The following is a 15,357-nucleotide window of genomic DNA, read 5'->3' on the forward strand; positions in this document are numbered from 1 at the left end:
TCCTGGCAGTCCTTAGTTTCGACTGCCGAGGTAAACTGTTAGATACACAGAGGGCAAAAACCGGTCGTTGAGCGACTCATCCGACACACCTGCTACCCGAATGATGGGCGGGGCTTTGGAGTAAGCCTCTACCAAGGCACCCACTTCTACTCCCGCCACGGCGTCGCGGTAGCGGCCATATTCGAAGCTTAACGCGCCCCGGATGTGCGCCCCTATCAGCGCCTTGGTTTCACCCACACCCGAAAACAGCGGGGCGCGGTCCACAATGGCGCCTTCGTTACGATGAATCATGGGGTCGTACTGCTCATTGCGGATGTCGGTGGCCGGCGCAGTGGGGTTACTGGTCCGGTCGGAGTAATCGTAGCTGATGTAATAGGGCATCACTAGGCCAATGGAAGGCCCGCCGCTCAGCAGTCCGTTGACCTGCACACCCGAGTCGGGCGCTTTACGAAAAATAACCCGCTGAATACCCACCGAAGGGCGAATAGCAAACATGTAGTTGCTCTTGCCATACACAATGGTGCCACCGTACTGGGTGCCTACTTTCTGCTCCTTGGGGTGCTTTATCTCCACCGCTTCGATGCTCCAGAACCGCAGCCAGTCCTGATTGAGCAGACGCGTGGACCGCACGGAGGCCCCGCCAATCAGGCCACCCCGGGTGTTGAAGTTGATGCCGTAGGTAAACTCCTTGCGGTAGGATGGCTCATCGTTGCTGGAAGCCGAAGTTTGGGTTTGCTGAGCCTGAACCGTAGTCCCGGCTCCCAACATAGCCAGCAGCAGGCTGCTGCCGAAAACAAGCGAAATACGCACGGGTTGCAGGGAAATAGAAAAGCGGTGGGAAGAATGCCGGCTCAGCAGCTTCCGGCCGCCAACCCTATCGAAAGTACGTAAATTTGCGTGCATACTTAGGTTCTAATTTCACCATACCATGAGCACAGCCACTGCCCGCTACGCCGGCCACCTGCGCACCGAAGCTACCCACGTAGCCTCGGGCAATACTATTCTCACCGATGCGCCCGTGGATAACCACGGCCGGGGTGAGGCCTTCTCCCCCACCGACCTCGTGAGTGCCGCACTGGGCTCCTGCATGATGACCATTATGGGCATCGTGGCCGAACGGCACGGCGTGGACCTGACGGGCGTGAGCTGGGACGTGACCAAGCACATGCTGGCCGAACCCCGCCGCATCGGGCAGCTTGACGTGACGTTCCGGTTGCCGGCCTCGCTCCCGGAAAAGGAGCGCACCATCCTCGAAAACGCCGCCCGCACCTGTCCGGTAGCTCTGAGTCTGAACCCGGAAATCCGCCAGGAAGTTCGGTTCCTTTATGAGTAGTGATTTAGCAAGTTAGTGACTTAACGAGTTTGACGTTCTGCATGTGCCAGCTGTATAAACTGAGCCGCCAGAACATCAAACTCGCTAAGTCACTAACTTGCTAAATCCCCATCTCACTATTTCACCAGTTCCTTCACCTCGCTGAGCTTGATGGCCATGTGCGAGGAGTCGAGGGTGCATTCGCCGTTCTGGATGAGCAGCAGCTGGGGCGACTCGTGCTGAACGCTGAACTTCTGGGCTATTTCCTGGGAAATGGGGCGGAAGCGCAGCAGATCGAGGTAATAGATTTTAGCGTTGCCGAGGCCGGCATCGGCCCACTGCCGCTCTACCTTGCCCTTGGCTGCCGCGCTAATGGAGCAGGTGGTGCTGTGCTTGAAGATGATAACCGGCTGCTCAAACGATTCGCGGACGATGTCGGTGAGCTGCTCGGATTGGGTGAGGGGTTGCCAGGGGGTCATAGGAAAAGGAAAGTCACTGAATGATGTATTGCGCCGGGGTTATTGCACCCGGGTCACGTCGCGCTTCTTCCGCAGACGCAAACTGATGCGGGATGGTTCGCTTACGCGGGGCGTGCCGTCCCGGTCGAACTGGTAGCTAGCCTGCCCGGGCGGCGGGGCCAGCACCTCCTGCTTGCCCGCGCCCTGGTGTTTGAGTTCCTCCTTGGTCACGGTCAGGTGCGAGTCTTTGTACTTGGCGTTAAACTTGTCGGCGTCGCGCAGGGCCTTGCGGTTGGCGGCGCGTTGCTGGGCCGGACTGGTAGATTCCAACTGGGCCCAGGCCGGCGTGCTGGCGAGACCCAGCAGCAGCAACGTGTTGAACAGGAAGTAGCGCATACAGTAGCGTAGAACGGTGGGAGAAGTGGCGACACGGGCGCAGCCGGTACCGGCTGCGGTAATGAGAGCGGGAAACGGCCGATTTGTTTAAAACGGCAGCGTAATCCCCAGGAATTTGCGCTGGCCCACTTTACGCTTCAGGCGGCGGCGCTCCATTTTGGGCTTCTTGAGCAGGCCCTGTTTATCGTAGCTGTTCTTCTGGGTTTTCACGGCCTCCTTCTCTACGTCCAGCGCCCGGCCGTCGGCCGATTCGTTGTCGGGATTCTTGGCCTTTTTCGACTTGGGCTGGGGCGGGCCTTGGGGGTTCGGAATCCGGTAGCTGTGGCAGGCCGGCGCGGCCAGCAGCAACGAAGCAGCCAGCAGACCTACACTCAGACGACGAAAAGGACCGGATGATTTCATGTTAGGTAAGAGTTCTGCCGGGCAGCGGATTAGCGCGGCAAATTACGGAATGCTCCGGTCTGGCAGCCGCAGGCTGTCGGGCCGGTTGTCGTTCGGGCCATTCGGGCGGGGCCGGTTCAACGTGAGCGGACGGCAACTCCAATGACATTCAACAACCCGAACGGCAACCGGCCCGACGGCCTGCGGCCGCCGGACCGGCACGGGCTAGTAGCTGCGCAGCTTGGCCACGGCTTCGCGGAGGCGCTGCTGGGGCAGGAACTGCTTTTCCAGCGGGGGCGCGAAGGGCACGGCTGTATCCAGAGAAGCTACGCGCAGGATGGGTGCGTCGAGGCTGCGGAAGCAGTGCTCGGCAATCCAAGCCCCGATTTCGCCGGCCAGGCCGCCGGTCAGGGTGTCCTCGTGCAGCAGAATCACGCGGCCGTTTTTTTCCACCGTCCGGCGCACGGCTTCTTCATCCCAGGGCAGCAGGGTGCGCAGGTCCAGAATATCCGCCGACAGCCCGATTTCCTCGGCCAGCGCCAGCGCCCAATGCACGCCCGCCCCGTAGGTAATGATGCTCATTTCCTCGCCCTCGCGCACCAGCGCGGCCTTGCCGATGGGCGTGGTGTAGTAGGCATCGGGCACGGGGGCCGAGATGCTGCGGTAGAGCAGCTTGTGTTCGAAGTACATGACGGGGTTGGGGTCCTCGAAGGCGGCGCAGAGCAGGCCCTTGGCATCCACGGGGTTGCTGGGGTACACCACTTTCAGGCCGGGCGTGTGGGTGAACCAGGCCTCGTTGCTTTGCGAGTGGAACGGCCCGGCGGCGGTGCCGGCCCCGGTGGGCATGCGCACTACCACGTCGGCGTTCTGGCCCCAGCGGTAGTGACTTTTGGCCAGGTTGTTTACAATCTGGTTGAAGCCGCAGGTCACGAAATCGGCAAACTGCATTTCCACCATGGCCTTCCGGCCCTTGATGCTCAGGCCCAGCGCCGCGCCCACAATGGCCGACTCGCACAGGGGCGTGTTGCGCACCCGGCCCTTGCCAAACTGGGCCACGAAGCCGTCGGTAATCTTGAATACGCCGCCGTACTCGGCAATATCCTGGCCCATAAGCACCAGCTCGGGGTAGCGCTCCATGCTCTGGCGCATCCCGTCACTGATGGCATCCACGTAGCGCTTATCGGTTGTCGGTTGCGGGTTGTCAGTTGGCAGATTCAGGGCCGAATCCGGCTCGAAGGCGCGGTACATGTCGCCCACTTCCTGCTCCAATGAAGCCGTGGGCATGGGTTCGGCGTCAGCCAGGCGCAGGCCTTCCTCGATTTCGCGCTTGATGGTTTCGCGGAAGCGCATGCGGGCTTCCTCGTCGAGGATGCCCTCGGCCAGCAGCCACTTTTCGTAGTTCTCCACCGGGTCTTTCTGGGCCCACTGCTCGAACAGCTCCTGGGGCACGTACTTGGTGCCGCTGGCCTCCTCGTGGCCGCGCATCCGGAAGGTGAGGGCCTCCAGCAGCACGGGGCGCGGGTTCTGGCGCAAATCCTCGGTCAGGCGGCGCACCGTGTCGTACACTTCCAGCACGTTGTTGCCGTCTACCTGCACGGCTTCCATGCCGTAGGCCGGGCCTTTGTCCACGAAATAGCGGAAGCGGAACTGCTCGTTGCTGGGGGTGCTGAGGCCGTAGCCGTTGTTTTCGATGATGAAGATGACCGGCAGCTGCCACACGGCCGCCACGTTCAGGGCCTCGTGGAAGTCGCCTTCCGAAGCCCCGCCGTCGCCGCTGTACGTCACGGTTACTTTGGGGCGGTTTTCCAGCGTATCGGCCAGGGCAATGCCGCCGGCCACGGCCAGCTGCGGCCCCAGGTGCGAAATCATGCCCACGATGTGGTGCTCGTTGGTACCGAAGTGGAACGACCGGTCGCGGCCCTTGCTGAAGCCGCTGATTTTGCCCTGCCACTGCGCAAACAGCTGGTGCAGCGGAATATCGCGCCCCGTAAACACGCCCAGGTTGCGGTGCAACGGCAGAATGTACTCATCCGCATCCAGGGCCAGGGTGCTGCCCACCGAAATGGCCTCCTGCCCGATGCCCGAAAACCACTTACTGACTTTGCCCTGACGGAGCAGAATGAGCATTTTCTCCTCAATCATGCGCGGCTTGAGCAGGTGCTGGTAGAGGTGGAGCAGGGTTTCGTTCGAGTAGTCTTTCCGGTCGAAGTGCATCGGGAATCGGCTGAGTTGGATGGGTGGGGCCAAAAGTACACGTTTGGTTGGGATGGAAACAGCACCCGCTCAGCATCCTGCTTTCCCGAAAATAAAGTTCTGCTGTAAAATATCGCCACCCTGTACCTTTGAAAGCAGCCTGTTTTTCCCGCTTTCCCGATTTCTTACCACCTCACTATCCGTTGCCAACGACTATTTCCAGCACGTCTCCGCCACCAATATCGAGGAAGCCAAGAAACTCCAGTTTGTCGATTACCTCAACCAGGTCTTCGGCCAGGACGAGGAAGCCCGCACGATTATCAACGATTTTACCGACAGGACCGAGCATAAAGTATTGAATGCAAATAAATTGTAGCGAGTAAAAACAAGGCAGGTTTCACTGAAACGCAGTACCAAAAGGTCATCATCGAGTTTGAATCGGATATAAAGGCTCCAGCCAAGCTGCGCCACGCCGAGTACCAGTTGCAGGAGTATTTCGCCGGCAACTGGTACTCCCACCAGACTGAGGATTTCCGCGTGCTGGCCACCGACGGCACCCGCTGGAAGGTGTACGGGCCCTACCCGAGAGCTACCTCAACAAAACCAGCATCACGCCGGAGGAGGTAAAGCTCAAGGAAACCGAATCCTTCACGCTCACCCCCGACACGGCCAGCCAGCTGTTTGGCTTCATCGACCGGCACCTGTACCGGCTGGAAAAGCAGGTGCCCACCCTCAACAATATCCTGCTTGATTTCGGCGACACGTCCGCCCGAGTTGTTCTAGGCAAGGCGGTCAGAAGAAGGACGTATATTTCTTCTGTCGATGGCAGCAAAATCCAGCGGGACGTCGCCCGACAAACGGTGTAAATAGGGCGAAGCGTTTAAAGAGGAAGCGCTGCGCCTGGCCAGTGAGAGCCGCAGTACGCAGGCGCCCGCCCGGCATCTGGGCATCAGCCGGAAGCTGCTCTATCACTGGCAGCAGGCTCAGGTAGTGGCCGAAGTCGGCCACGTAGAAGTGGCCCGCGCCCCAGAGGTCCGGGCCCTGCGCGTGGCCACTAAACGGCTGGCCCAGGAGCTGGGTATTTTAAAAAAAGCCGTGGTCATCTTCGGCCAGTTCGGGGCCTGGTGAGCCCCCGTTACATCGCCCAGCGAGTTGGGAAGGCCCCGATACGCCAGCGCCGCCACGGGCCGAAGTGCGGGCCACTTGCGGGCCGAAGTGCAGGCCCAGCCATGCGGTGGGCCGCTGGCGCATCCGCCGCGTGCTCAAAGCGCACGGCCTGCGGGCCCAACAGCCCCGAACCCGCTGTGGGTAGGTGGCATTCCGTACCCACGCCCGGCAGGGCAACGCCTATTACAATGCTGAACGCCGGCATTCCGCCCTCGGTTACTGCTCACCCAACCACTTCGAAACCCAGCTTCAGACAACGTCCTAACTCTGTTCGCCTTAGTTAGACCATCTCACTTTTATTACCGTATCCGTTCCTGATTACCTCTTCACTCGCTTCAGCACATAGGCTTCGCCGGGGGCCAACACCTTGATACGGCCCGGATTCACCACCAGCTTAGCCAGCACGGCGGGGTCAGCGTTGAAGGGCGCGAAGTCGGGCGCGTCTACCGAGCCCCAGTGGTTGAGCAGCAGGGGCGTGTTGGGGTAGGCATTGGCGATTTTGACCGCCCCGGCCAGCGTGAAATGCCACTCGCTGTCGGAGAAGTCAAATAGGATAGCATCCGGGGCGGGCATACTCAGGTGCTCGGCCAGCAGGCGTGAGTCGCCGGGAGCCCACACTGTGCCGTCGGGGGTAGACAGCAGGAAGCCGCAGGCATCTTCGTTCTTGAAGCGCCGCTTGCTCATGCCGGGGTAAGCATTCTGGTAGGCGTGGTCGGCTGGGGTGAGACGCACCTGCACCCGGCCCACGCTAAACGTGTCGCCGATGTCGTGTCCCTCGGCGGGCAGGCGGCGGTTTTGCAGTAGGGAGTCCACGTATACGGTGGAATGGAAAACCTTGGTCACGGGGGCCAGGCCGGCGGTAGTAGGCACGCTGTAATGGTCATTGTCGGCGTGCGTCAGCAGCACGGCAGCCAAGTGCGGCACCTCCTTTGACTGGATGGGGTAGCTGATGAGCAGCGGCATATCAAAGCCTTCCAGCACCGGGTCAATCATGAGGTTGGTGCCCCGGCTGTTGATGAAAAAGCCGCCCATTCCCAGCCAGCGCAGAGTAGTCTTGTTGGAAGACTTAAACGCTGCCGCCCCGAAGGGCTGCGTTTTAGCCGCCGTGGCCTGATATTTTTTAGGCGGGCCGGGGGGATTCTGGCCTCGCACTTCCATGGCACTGGCCAGCAGCAACCCTATTCCCAGCAGCAACTCCCTGGCAAATAGCTTGGTACTCCCACGTAGCGAGCTGCAGTTGGTAGTAGTTGTCGTTGGGTCAGGTGTCGGAAATGACATGGCGAAAGGTGAATGGGTTGACTAATAAATGACTAGCTTAAAACAGCTTGCCCTCGCGGCAGCAAATACTGCCAGGGCAGGCCATTGTTTCCGAACGTTCTTGCCAGCCGGTCATGTGCTTGGCGGCTTCGGACGGCCTGCATAGGGATGCAGGCCGCCTCGCTGGCGCAGCGCTCCAGAATGGTCATGTGGGTCGGGTGCCGCTGGTCGGTCACGGCGAAGAGCAGCACGCCTGGCTCAACGCGTAGCGAGGTTTCGACCTCCTCTCGCAGGGCTATCCGGTACTGGTCAAGCTGCGCGGCCTCCACGATAATGGTGGCCACCTGGGTGCGCGTGCCGTCGGCCTGCGTGGTTTGGGCCAGGACGCAGCCGGGTAGCAGCAGCGACAGGGCTGCCAGGATGGTTCCCAAGGTGATGCGTTGGCGAGTAGTTAGGGGCCGCGCCGAACGCGGGCTAAAACCGGAAGTGAGTAGGGGCATCAACAGTAGCGTATGGCAACAAAATTACTCGCCAGCCAAGAGCGTCAACGCATAGTTTTCAAACGGCTTTTTACACTTTTCAAACAGCCCCTAATCTCATCGGCTACTACTCGCCCGCCTGCACGGTGGGCAGTGTGTACAGCCCTTTGGCGGCCGTGATGTAAAGCGTATGGCGGTAGGGGCCGTGGCCGAAACACACGTTGGTGGTTTTTACGGGCATCGGCATCTCGGCCAGCCGCGTGCCCTGCGGCGAGTACACCACGAGGCGGCTAGCTACGGCGGCGTAGAGGTTGCCCGCCGCGTCTACTGTTAGGCCGTCCGGCCCTTCGCCCGTGAAGCGCACCAGCGTGCGGCCGGCCGCCAGCCGGCCATCGGGCAACACCTCGTAGGCCCGCAGCTCGCCGCCTGACTGCGGAGCCGGGCCGGCGTAATCGGCAGGCAGCGGGCCGTAGATACCCACGCCGGGCGCGTCGTAGCTGCCCACGTAGAGCGTGCGCCGGTCGGGCGAGAACACCAGCCCGTTGGGGCGGGTCAGGTCAGCCGCCAGTAGCTCCACGGGGCCACCCGGCGCTACGCGGTACACGCCCATCCAGGGTAGGGTGAGCGGCTCGGTGCTGCCGTAGCGCGAGTCGGTGAAGTACACCCGGCCCTGCGCGTCGAGGGCGAGGTCGTTGGGACCGTTGAGGGGGCGGCCTTCGAAGTGGTCGGCCAGTAGGGTAGCCTGGCCGGTGGCTACATCGAGGCGACTGAGGCGCTTGCCGCCGCCCCGGTTCGGTCCCTCGGCCACTACCAGGTGGCCCGCTGCATCGAAGGCTAGCCCGCTGGCGTTGCCGCTGGGCTGGCGACCTTGGCGCGTCTGGCCAGTGGCCGGTTCGTACACCCAGAGCAGTCCGCCCATGTCGTCGGCGGTAACGTCAGTGAAGAACACGCGGCCGTCGGGAGCCACGGCAGGCCCTTCGCATACCGTGCCTATCCCGCCCGTGAAGACGGCGGTGGGCCGAGTGGTAGGGGCGAAGAAGTTGCCCTGCGTGGGTAGGTCGGGGGTGAGGCGGCTTTCGGGAGGCATGGCGGCAGTTGCTAGCCCAGCCAACAACAGGCCGGCGGCTAAGAAGCGGGGATAGGGCATAAGGAGAGTGTTGGTGCCAGGCAGCAGGTAGAACCCGTCACGGGCACGCGGTGCTGCTTGCCCTTCGGGTTTTCCAGCGTCAGCACGGCACCGAAGGCGGCGAAGGCCACCGCCAAATCAGCAATACCGTTGTTTCCCCACTCGCCGTCGGGCGGTTTCTGAAAAATCAGTTGTTGCACGAGAAGCGCTACCCCGCCTGCCGGTAGGCCAGCGGCGTGCGGCCGGTGTGCTTCTTGAAGAAGTTCGTGAAGTACGTGGCGTACTCAAAGTTCAGGCTGTTGGCAATGTCGCCGATGCTCCAGTCAGTGTGGTGGAGGAGCACTTTGGCTTCGCCTACGAGGCGCTCGGCAATGTGGGTGGTGGTCGATTTGCCGGTGGTTTCCTTCACCGAGCGGTTGAGGTGGTTGACGTGCACCGCCAGCCGGTCGGCGTAGTCCTGGGCGTGGCGCAGAATGGGCTGATGAATCTGAGTCGTGACCGGAAACTGCACGTCTAGCAGGGTTAGAAACAGGGTCGTGATGCGCTCGGCCGCATTCACAGGTGCAATGGACTGCGAGCTGGCCGGTTGCAGCCGCGTGGCCTCGTGAATCGTGATGGAGAGCTGGTTGCGCAGCAAATCGTGCTTGTGCGGGTAGTCGGTGTCGATTTCCTGCCGCATCCGCTGAAACGTATCGGTGAGGTAGCGCAGCTGCGTGTCATCCAGAAAATACACCGGGTTGCCGTTGACGCGGTACAATACCGATTCCTGCAAGCTAATGCCGCGCATGGCTGAGTGCAGGAAGTCTTCGGTGAAGGCGCACAGGTAGCCCTTTTGCTCGCCCGAGCTTTCCACCGGCTCCCAGGAGTAGGGCACCAGCTTGTTGGTGAATACCAGCGCCGGCCGGTCAATATAGTAGCTGCGGGTGGCATAGTGCAGCTCGTTGGCCCCTTCGGTCACTAACAGCACCTTAAACAGGTCGCGCCGGTCAAACAACGTCATGTTGCAGTGCGCTTCGGCAATGGTCATGACCTCTATATCACTGATGGGCGGGTTTAGCGGCCGGCGGTTCAGGGCGGCTTTGGTGGCCGTAGTAAGATTATCGGGCATCTGGCAGGGCAGCGTCTTGGAATAAGGACGACGTAGATACAACGCGTTTGCCAGCGTGTAGGTTAATAATGTAGCGACTGACATAGGCAAGTCCGGACTTCTTAAATGGGCTACCGGCCCCACCCGCAGGCAGGGTCGGCAACCTGCTTCTAAGATCATGACTACAGAATCACCTGCCCGCCGTCCACGGCTAGGGCATGACCCACCACGAACGACGAACTCGCCGAGCACAGCCACACAGCCGCGTTGGCAATTTCCTCGGGCATGCCCGCCCGCCCAATCGGCTCCTGCTCAATTACTTTCTCGCGCTCCTGCTCCGAGTTGTGGGTGAAGCGGTCCATCATGGGTGTGTCGATGAAGCCAGGGCACACGGCGTTGATGCGCAGGTTCTGGTCGGCGTAGTCGAGGGCCGCCGAGCGGGTCATGCCGATGATGCCGTGCTTGGCGGCGCAGTAGGCCGCGTTCTGCTTGATGCCGATGAGGCCCGCCCCCGACGACGTGTTGACGATGGCCCCGCCGCCTTGCGCCAGAATCAGTGGAATCTCGTGTTTCATGCACAGGAAGGTGCCGCGCAGGTCGATATTCACAATCCGGTCCCACTCGGCCATGGCCAGCTCGGCGGCGGGCGCTTTGTGCTGCTCCACGCCCGCGTTGTTGAAGGCGAAATCGAGACGACCATAGGTGTCAATGGTCTTGGCTAGCGCGGCCTGCACCTGCGCCTCGTCGGTGATGTCGCAGACTACGGCCACGGCCTGGCCGCCCTGCTCGGTCACCAGGCGCACGGTTTCGTCGTTGTCGGCCAGCGTACGGCCCACCACGGCTACCTGCGCCCCCTCGCGGGCGAAGGCCAGCGCCGCAGCCCGCCCGATTCCTGTACCAGCTCCGGTGACGAAGGCCACCTTCCCCGCAAATTGCCCTACTTGATTCGTTGTCATGATAAAAATTTACTTGGCTGAGAATTTATTGTAAGAAACTGGACGGAGTATATACACGGTCATGCTGCGGCAAGCTCAGCATGACCGTTTTTCAGGGCTAGGGCTTATAGGCGTTGTACTCTTGGTCGGTCACGGGCTTGAGCCAGTTGATGATGCCCTTCTCCGTGTTCACGTTCAGAGAAATGTGCGTCATGGCCTGCTTCGGCGACGCGCCGTGCCAGTGCTCCACGCCGGGCTGGCATTGCACCACCTCGCCTTCGCGCAGCAGCCGCACCGGCTGGCCCTTTTCCTGGTAGTAGCCCAGACCATTGATAATCATCAGAATCTGGCCGTCCGGGTGGGTGTGCCAGTTCGAGCGCGCCCCCGGCGTAAACGTGACGCTGCCGCTCACGCAGTTGAAAACGGAATCTTCCTTTACCAGCGGGTGGAGGTACACTGTGCCGGTGAAATTCTCGGCCGGGGCACGGTCGCCCTGCGGGAAAACGGCGCCAGCGGCCGGCGTGGCCACGGCTTCCGTGGCGGCCGGCGGCGCGGGTTGCGAGCAGCCGGCCAGGCCCACCAGGGCAGCCAGCGCGGCAGCGGTCAGGATATTTTTTTTCATGGGTGTAAACAGTTGAAAGGGCGTTGAGGGAAGTGGGGCAGGTCGGCCCACAGTTCGTGATTTTCTGTTTGATGAACTGATAATCACCTCCTAAATTCTTCTTCCGACACTTGCTCAAACCACGTGACGTGGTCTTGCTCCACGTGGTCGGATATGGTCATGAGCACCACGCGGCTGGTGGGCGTGGCCCCGTTCCAGTGTCGGGTATCGGGGGGCACTACCACCACGTCGCCGGCCCGCAGTAGGCGCTTGGGCTGCCCCTTCTGCTGGTAGTAGCCCTCGCCCTGGGTTACATACATCACTTGCTCGGCCCCCGGATGCAGGTGCCAGCGGTTGCGCCCACCCGGCTCAAATACGAAACTCACCAAACTGTAGTGCGGACGCCCGGCCAACAAACGCAGGTAGCCCGTGCCCGTGTAGTGCACAGTATCGAGCCGCTGATACGTGTGCAGGTCGACGGGTAGGCGGGTGACGGAGGGCCGGGTCTGGGGCATCTGGCAGCCACCGAGCGCCACTATCATACCGGCACCCACCAGGGTTATCTTGTTCATATAGTGCATACTGCCTGCTTTATTAGTCGCCTGAGTGGTCTTGCTGCTCCGGGGGGTAACGGCCGCCCACAATGGTGATGGCGTCCAGGCTGGCTTCGAGCTGCTTCCACGCGCCGGGGGCGATATTGGCAGCCAGCGCGGCCATGTTTTCGTGGAAGTGCGCCTCCTTAGTAGTGCCCGGAATGGACACCACTTGCTCGGGGCGGGCCAGCAGCCAAGCCAACGAAAGCTGCGCCGGGGTCAGGCCCCGGGCCTGGCCGAAGTCGAGCAGGGCCTGCACCAGCGGGTAGTTGGCCCGCAGGGCTTCGGGGGTGAAGCGCGGCAGCCCCAGGCGGTTGTCGTTGCCGGGGTAGAGGTTGGTTTGCGCGTTGAGCATCCCCGTGAGGTAGCCCCGGCCCACCGGGCTGTAGGGAACAAAGCCGATGCCCAACTCTTTGAGCGTCGGGAAAACCTTGGTTTCCGGCTCGCGCCACATCAGCGAATACTCGCTTTGCAGGGCCGTGACGGGCTGCACGGCGTGGGCCTTGCGGATGTCGTCGGCACTGGCTTCGCTCAGCCCGAAGCGCTTCACCTTGCCCGCCTTAATGAGGTCGCGCACGGTGCCCGCCACGTCTTCCATGGGCACCTTGGGGTCGGGTCGATGCTGGTAAAACAGGTCGATACTGTCCACGCGCAGGCGCTTGAGCGACGCTTCAGCCACCTTGCGGATATTTTCGGGCCGACTGTTGAGGCCCCGGTCTTTACCGTCGCGGATGTCGAAACCGAACTTGGTGGTAATGTGCAGCTTGCCCTTGAACGGCGCCAGCGCCTCGCCTACCAGCTCCTCGTTGATAAACGGCCCGTATACTTCGGCCGTGTCGAAGAGCGTCACGCCCGACTCGGCCACTTTTCGCAGCAGCCGCACCATGGTCTGGCGGTCGGGCACTGGCCCGCGGTGGTAGCTCATGCCCATGCAGCCGAAGCCCAGGGCCGTCACTTCCATAGCGGCTTTGCCCTGCCCCAGCGTGCGGCGGGCGAAGGTAGGCGGCGCGGCCACCGGGCTGGCCGCCTGGGCCGCCGGGCCGGTCAGCAGCGCCGGAGCGGCCAGCAGCGCCGAGCCAAGCACGGCGCTGCTACGCAGGAAGGCGCGGCGGGCGTTGTCAGGCGCTGGGTTAATAAGGAGCATATGCAGAAGGAAATAGTGGAAAAGTAAGAAGGGGGCGGCCGAACCGGCCGCCCTTCAGCAGGCGGGGGTTACTTCTTGTCGGCCAAGGCTTTGCGCAGTACCTCGCGGCTGGTTTCCGCCTGTTTCTTGTCCACGAGTGGCTCTTGCAGGGCCAGCACCTGCCGCAGCTGCGCCTCGGTCAGGCCGGTGTTCATGCTCATGCCGAGGTGGGCCTGCAGCATCGGCTCCACGCCGGGCATGGCCGCCAGGGCCGACACGGTGGCCAGCTCCCGCTCCTGAAACGTGAGCACGTCGCGCTCAAAAATGTCGGCGAACAGGTGCTCTTTCAGAAACACGTCAATTTCGGGGCAAAAGGCGTTGGCGCCGCTAAGCTTGTCCTGGGGCTTGCCGGTGAGGGTTTCCAGGTTCTTTTTGCCGCGCTCGTACTTTGATTTGGTACTGGTAACGGGCGTGGCTTCCTTGCCCACCGCGTCGTGCTTGCCCTGGGCTTTGCGCTCGTCCACTACCTTCATCAGGGTGTTGATGCCGTTCAGGCTGCGTGGGAAGCCGCAATAGGCGTAGAGCTGCGCCAGTACCTCTTTTTCTTCGTTAATAGTCAGGCCGTTATCGAGGCCCTGGCTCAATGCATCATGTAGTTTAGGCAGATTGCCTTGGGCCGTCAGGGCCGAGATGGTGGCAATGGATTGTTGCCGCTGGTCGAGCGACGCAGATGATTGGGCGTTCATAGAAGAGGTGGAAAACAGGAAAAAGGCAGCCAGAGCTACCAGGAAAAAAAGTCGTTGCATGGGCAGGGTCAGGAGGGCGTGGTAGCCGCCAAGCGACACTACCGGCCGGCTCCCGAAAACAGTGAATGGTCTCTGTTATACGCAAGGCGCGGGCAGCAGTGCCGCGCAGCAGACTAGAGAAATCAAACAGCTTTTTATACAAATCAAATAACCGCTGGCCAGGGCTACTAGGTACTGCGCAAACGACGGTCAGTTCCCTGGCGCGGTATGCGCGCCACCGTGTGGGTGCTGTTTGATATTCTTACATTTGCGGCATGGCCCACGAAATTGTCTCGCAAATTTCCCAGTTCAACGTAACCGACCTGAAGCTCAAAGGCTTCAAGGCCTACGAGATATTCACCAAGGTAGACCCGGTGCCGACGTACAGCCGCCGCGACTTTTATAAGATTTGCCTGACGACGGGCCATATCCTGATTCACTACGCCGACCGGAGCGTGGAACTCAATGGCCCCACCCTGTTCTTTGGCAACCCGCACGTGCCGTATTCCTCGGAAATCCTCTCCGAGGAGCACCGCGGCTACGCCTGCCTGTTTACCGAGGCATTTATCAAGGCCAGCGACCGGTCTGACAGTCTGCCCCAGTCGCCCTTGTTCAAAATCGGCCAGTCGCCGGTGTTTAAGCTGACGGCCGCGCAGAATGAGTTTCTCACGGGCATCTTCCAGAAGATGCTGGCCGAGCAAAGCGCCGACTACTCCTTCAAAAACGACCTGGTTCGCACCTATATTCAGCTGCTCCTGCATGAAGCCATGCGCATGGAGCCGTCGGAGAGCTTCCAGACGCCCAAAAATGCCTCCTCCCGCATTGCCACCCTCTTTCTGGAATTGCTGGAACGGCTGTTTCCGGTGGAAAGCCCGCGGCAAATGCTGCCGCTGAAAACGGCCCAGGACTTTGCCGACCGGCTCTCCATTCACACCAACCATCTCAACCGGGCCGTGAAGGAAATAACTGGCAAACCGACCAGCACGCACATCGCCGACCGGCTCGTGAGCGAGGCCAAAGCCCTGCTGCTGCACACCGATTGGAGCGTGGGCGACATTGCCTACAGCCTGGGCTTTGAGTACCCGACCTACTTCAACAACTTCTTCAAGAAGCACACCGGCCGCACGCCCCTGGCCTGCCGGAAAGGGATAAGTGACCTGAAGTAACGGAGATAGGAATTGTGGGCAGCTGACAGCAACCTGAGTTGCTGGTTCCGGCTGAAAATGCCGCTACTGCTTCTGTGCGTAACATCAGTGAAGAATCATCTGCTTTCTCGCGGTTTTTAAATGGTGGACGCTCTACCCCAGAAACAGGCGGCGCTGGGTGATATTCTTACTTTTTAGTTTGAATCGTGCATGTTGCTAAGACCGGTAAGGATGGACTTTTGCAGAGTCGATGAGGCCAAGTACAGGCAGGTGAACTGATTTGCCACTAGCTCATTGGCCGAGCGGCGAGCTCATGCCA

At 61.2% G+C, this 15,357-nt stretch carries 18 protein-coding genes and 1 pseudogene; 4 read left to right on the forward strand and 15 right to left on the reverse strand.

The genetic code is table 11. The features are described 5' to 3' along the window. Window positions 1-12: 12 nt before the first annotated feature. On the reverse strand, window positions 13-810 hold the full coding sequence (locus EI293_RS04115; RefSeq protein ID WP_125435867.1) for a hypothetical protein: 798 nt from the start codon (window positions 808-810) through the stop codon (window positions 13-15). Window positions 811-928: 118 nt separating this feature from the next. Between EI293_RS04115 and EI293_RS04120 the strand changes: the two genes are divergently transcribed. Then, the gene (locus EI293_RS04120; RefSeq protein WP_125435868.1) at window positions 929-1,333 is read left to right on the forward strand and encodes an OsmC family protein; all 405 of its coding nucleotides are present in this window, start codon (window positions 929-931) and stop codon (window positions 1,331-1,333) included. Between the two features lie 116 nt (window positions 1,334-1,449). Here the strand turns inward: EI293_RS04120 and ytxJ are convergent, their stop codons facing one another. From ytxJ to EI293_RS04140, 4 genes are all read right to left on the reverse strand, one after another. Then, window positions 1,450-1,791, reverse strand: a complete 342-nt coding sequence (gene ytxJ / locus EI293_RS04125; RefSeq protein WP_125435869.1) for a bacillithiol system redox-active protein YtxJ — start codon at window positions 1,789-1,791, stop codon at window positions 1,450-1,452. Between the two features lie 39 nt (window positions 1,792-1,830). Continuing rightward, on the reverse strand, window positions 1,831-2,166 hold the full coding sequence (locus EI293_RS04130) for a hypothetical protein (protein WP_125435870.1): 336 nt from the start codon (window positions 2,164-2,166) through the stop codon (window positions 1,831-1,833). Window positions 2,167-2,253: 87 nt separating this feature from the next. Beyond that, window positions 2,254-2,568: a hypothetical protein gene (locus EI293_RS04135; RefSeq protein WP_125435871.1), complete on the reverse strand. Its 315-nt coding sequence runs from the start codon at window positions 2,566-2,568 to the stop codon at window positions 2,254-2,256. 204 nt (window positions 2,569-2,772) lie between these two features. Then, the gene (locus EI293_RS04140) at window positions 2,773-4,761 is read right to left on the reverse strand and encodes an alpha-ketoacid dehydrogenase subunit alpha/beta (RefSeq protein ID WP_211339493.1); all 1,989 of its coding nucleotides are present in this window, start codon (window positions 4,759-4,761) and stop codon (window positions 2,773-2,775) included. Between the two features lie 52 nt (window positions 4,762-4,813). Between EI293_RS04140 and EI293_RS04145 the strand changes: the two genes are divergently transcribed. Together EI293_RS04145 and EI293_RS04150 are read left to right on the forward strand one after the other, a co-directional pair. Further along, a complete protein-coding gene (locus tag EI293_RS04145) occupies window positions 4,814-5,116 on the forward strand; it encodes a hypothetical protein (RefSeq protein WP_125435873.1) in 303 nt (100 codons plus the stop codon). 509 nt (window positions 5,117-5,625) lie between these two features. Continuing rightward, window positions 5,626-5,868, forward strand: a pseudogene (locus tag EI293_RS04150) (hypothetical protein); the annotation flags it as partial. A 357-nt stretch (window positions 5,869-6,225) separates the two neighbouring features. Here EI293_RS04150 and EI293_RS04155 read toward each other — a convergent pair. The 10 genes from EI293_RS04155 to EI293_RS04200 form a co-directional block, all read right to left on the reverse strand. Next, entirely contained in the window at window positions 6,226-7,185 is a 960-nt protein-coding gene (locus EI293_RS04155) for an MBL fold metallo-hydrolase (RefSeq protein WP_211339468.1), read from the reverse strand. Between the two features lie 32 nt (window positions 7,186-7,217). Then, window positions 7,218-7,595: an antibiotic biosynthesis monooxygenase gene (locus EI293_RS04160; RefSeq protein ID WP_125435875.1), complete on the reverse strand. Its 378-nt coding sequence runs from the start codon at window positions 7,593-7,595 to the stop codon at window positions 7,218-7,220. Between the two features lie 175 nt (window positions 7,596-7,770). Next, window positions 7,771-8,730, reverse strand: coding sequence for an SMP-30/gluconolactonase/LRE family protein (locus EI293_RS04165; protein ID WP_170170232.1), 960 nt, complete (start codon window positions 8,728-8,730; stop codon window positions 7,771-7,773). Window positions 8,731-8,768: 38 nt separating this feature from the next. Continuing rightward, window positions 8,769-8,969, reverse strand: coding sequence for a hypothetical protein (locus EI293_RS04170; protein ID WP_125435877.1), 201 nt, complete (start codon window positions 8,967-8,969; stop codon window positions 8,769-8,771). An 8-nt stretch (window positions 8,970-8,977) separates the two neighbouring features. Beyond that, window positions 8,978-9,877 carry a helix-turn-helix domain-containing protein gene (locus EI293_RS04175; protein ID WP_170170233.1) on the reverse strand — a complete coding sequence of 300 codons (900 nt, stop codon included), beginning with the start codon at window positions 9,875-9,877 and terminating at the stop codon, window positions 8,978-8,980. 161 nt (window positions 9,878-10,038) lie between these two features. Beyond that, complete coding sequence (locus tag EI293_RS04180; RefSeq protein ID WP_125435879.1) at window positions 10,039-10,812, reverse strand: glucose 1-dehydrogenase; 774 nt, start codon at window positions 10,810-10,812, stop codon at window positions 10,039-10,041. Between the two features lie 97 nt (window positions 10,813-10,909). After that, window positions 10,910-11,413, reverse strand: coding sequence for a (R)-mandelonitrile lyase (locus tag EI293_RS04185; protein WP_125435880.1), 504 nt, complete (start codon window positions 11,411-11,413; stop codon window positions 10,910-10,912). 83 nt (window positions 11,414-11,496) lie between these two features. Continuing rightward, the gene (locus tag EI293_RS04190; RefSeq protein ID WP_170170234.1) at window positions 11,497-11,964 is read right to left on the reverse strand and encodes a cupin domain-containing protein; all 468 of its coding nucleotides are present in this window, start codon (window positions 11,962-11,964) and stop codon (window positions 11,497-11,499) included. A gap of 22 nt (window positions 11,965-11,986) precedes the next feature. After that, on the reverse strand, window positions 11,987-13,129 hold the full coding sequence (locus EI293_RS04195; RefSeq protein WP_125435882.1) for an aldo/keto reductase: 1,143 nt from the start codon (window positions 13,127-13,129) through the stop codon (window positions 11,987-11,989). Between the two features lie 68 nt (window positions 13,130-13,197). Next, on the reverse strand, window positions 13,198-13,914 hold the full coding sequence (locus tag EI293_RS04200) for a carboxymuconolactone decarboxylase family protein (protein WP_125435883.1): 717 nt from the start codon (window positions 13,912-13,914) through the stop codon (window positions 13,198-13,200). A 254-nt stretch (window positions 13,915-14,168) separates the two neighbouring features. Here EI293_RS04200 and EI293_RS04205 point away from each other — a divergent pair, with 254 nt between their 5' ends. Continuing rightward, window positions 14,169-15,059, forward strand: a complete 891-nt coding sequence (locus EI293_RS04205; RefSeq protein WP_125435884.1) for a helix-turn-helix domain-containing protein — start codon at window positions 14,169-14,171, stop codon at window positions 15,057-15,059. Window positions 15,060-15,357 lie beyond the last annotated feature (298 nt).

The sequence above is a fragment of the Hymenobacter perfusus genome (assembly GCF_003944765.1).
Lineage (GTDB): Bacteria > Bacteroidota > Bacteroidia > Cytophagales > Hymenobacteraceae > Hymenobacter > Hymenobacter perfusus.

Coding starts and splice junctions, on each gene's coding strand:
- EI293_RS04120 (WP_125435868.1), top strand. CDS start 929: ATGAGCACAGCCACTGCCCGCTACGCCGGCCACCTGCGCACCGAAGCT.
- ytxJ (WP_125435869.1), bottom strand. CDS start 1,791: ATGACCCCCTGGCAACCCCTCACCCAATCCGAGCAGCTCACCGACATC.
- EI293_RS04130 (WP_125435870.1), bottom strand. CDS start 2,166: ATGCGCTACTTCCTGTTCAACACGTTGCTGCTGCTGGGTCTCGCCAGC.
- EI293_RS04135 (WP_125435871.1), bottom strand. CDS start 2,568: ATGAAATCATCCGGTCCTTTTCGTCGTCTGAGTGTAGGTCTGCTGGCT.
- EI293_RS04140 (WP_211339493.1), bottom strand. CDS start 4,761: ATGCACTTCGACCGGAAAGACTACTCGAACGAAACCCTGCTCCACCTC.
- EI293_RS04145 (WP_125435873.1), top strand. CDS start 4,814: ATGGAAACAGCACCCGCTCAGCATCCTGCTTTCCCGAAAATAAAGTTC.
- EI293_RS04155 (WP_211339468.1), bottom strand. CDS start 7,185: ATGTCATTTCCGACACCTGACCCAACGACAACTACTACCAACTGCAGC.
- EI293_RS04165 (WP_170170232.1), bottom strand. CDS start 8,730: ATGCCTCCCGAAAGCCGCCTCACCCCCGACCTACCCACGCAGGGCAAC.
- EI293_RS04175 (WP_170170233.1), bottom strand. CDS start 9,877: ATGCCCGATAATCTTACTACGGCCACCAAAGCCGCCCTGAACCGCCGG.
- EI293_RS04180 (WP_125435879.1), bottom strand. CDS start 10,812: ATGACAACGAATCAAGTAGGGCAATTTGCGGGGAAGGTGGCCTTCGTC.
- EI293_RS04185 (WP_125435880.1), bottom strand. CDS start 11,413: ATGAAAAAAAATATCCTGACCGCTGCCGCGCTGGCTGCCCTGGTGGGC.
- EI293_RS04190 (WP_170170234.1), bottom strand. CDS start 11,964: ATGAACAAGATAACCCTGGTGGGTGCCGGTATGATAGTGGCGCTCGGT.
- EI293_RS04195 (WP_125435882.1), bottom strand. CDS start 13,129: ATGCTCCTTATTAACCCAGCGCCTGACAACGCCCGCCGCGCCTTCCTG.
- EI293_RS04200 (WP_125435883.1), bottom strand. CDS start 13,914: ATGCAACGACTTTTTTTCCTGGTAGCTCTGGCTGCCTTTTTCCTGTTT.
- EI293_RS04205 (WP_125435884.1), top strand. CDS start 14,169: ATGGCCCACGAAATTGTCTCGCAAATTTCCCAGTTCAACGTAACCGAC.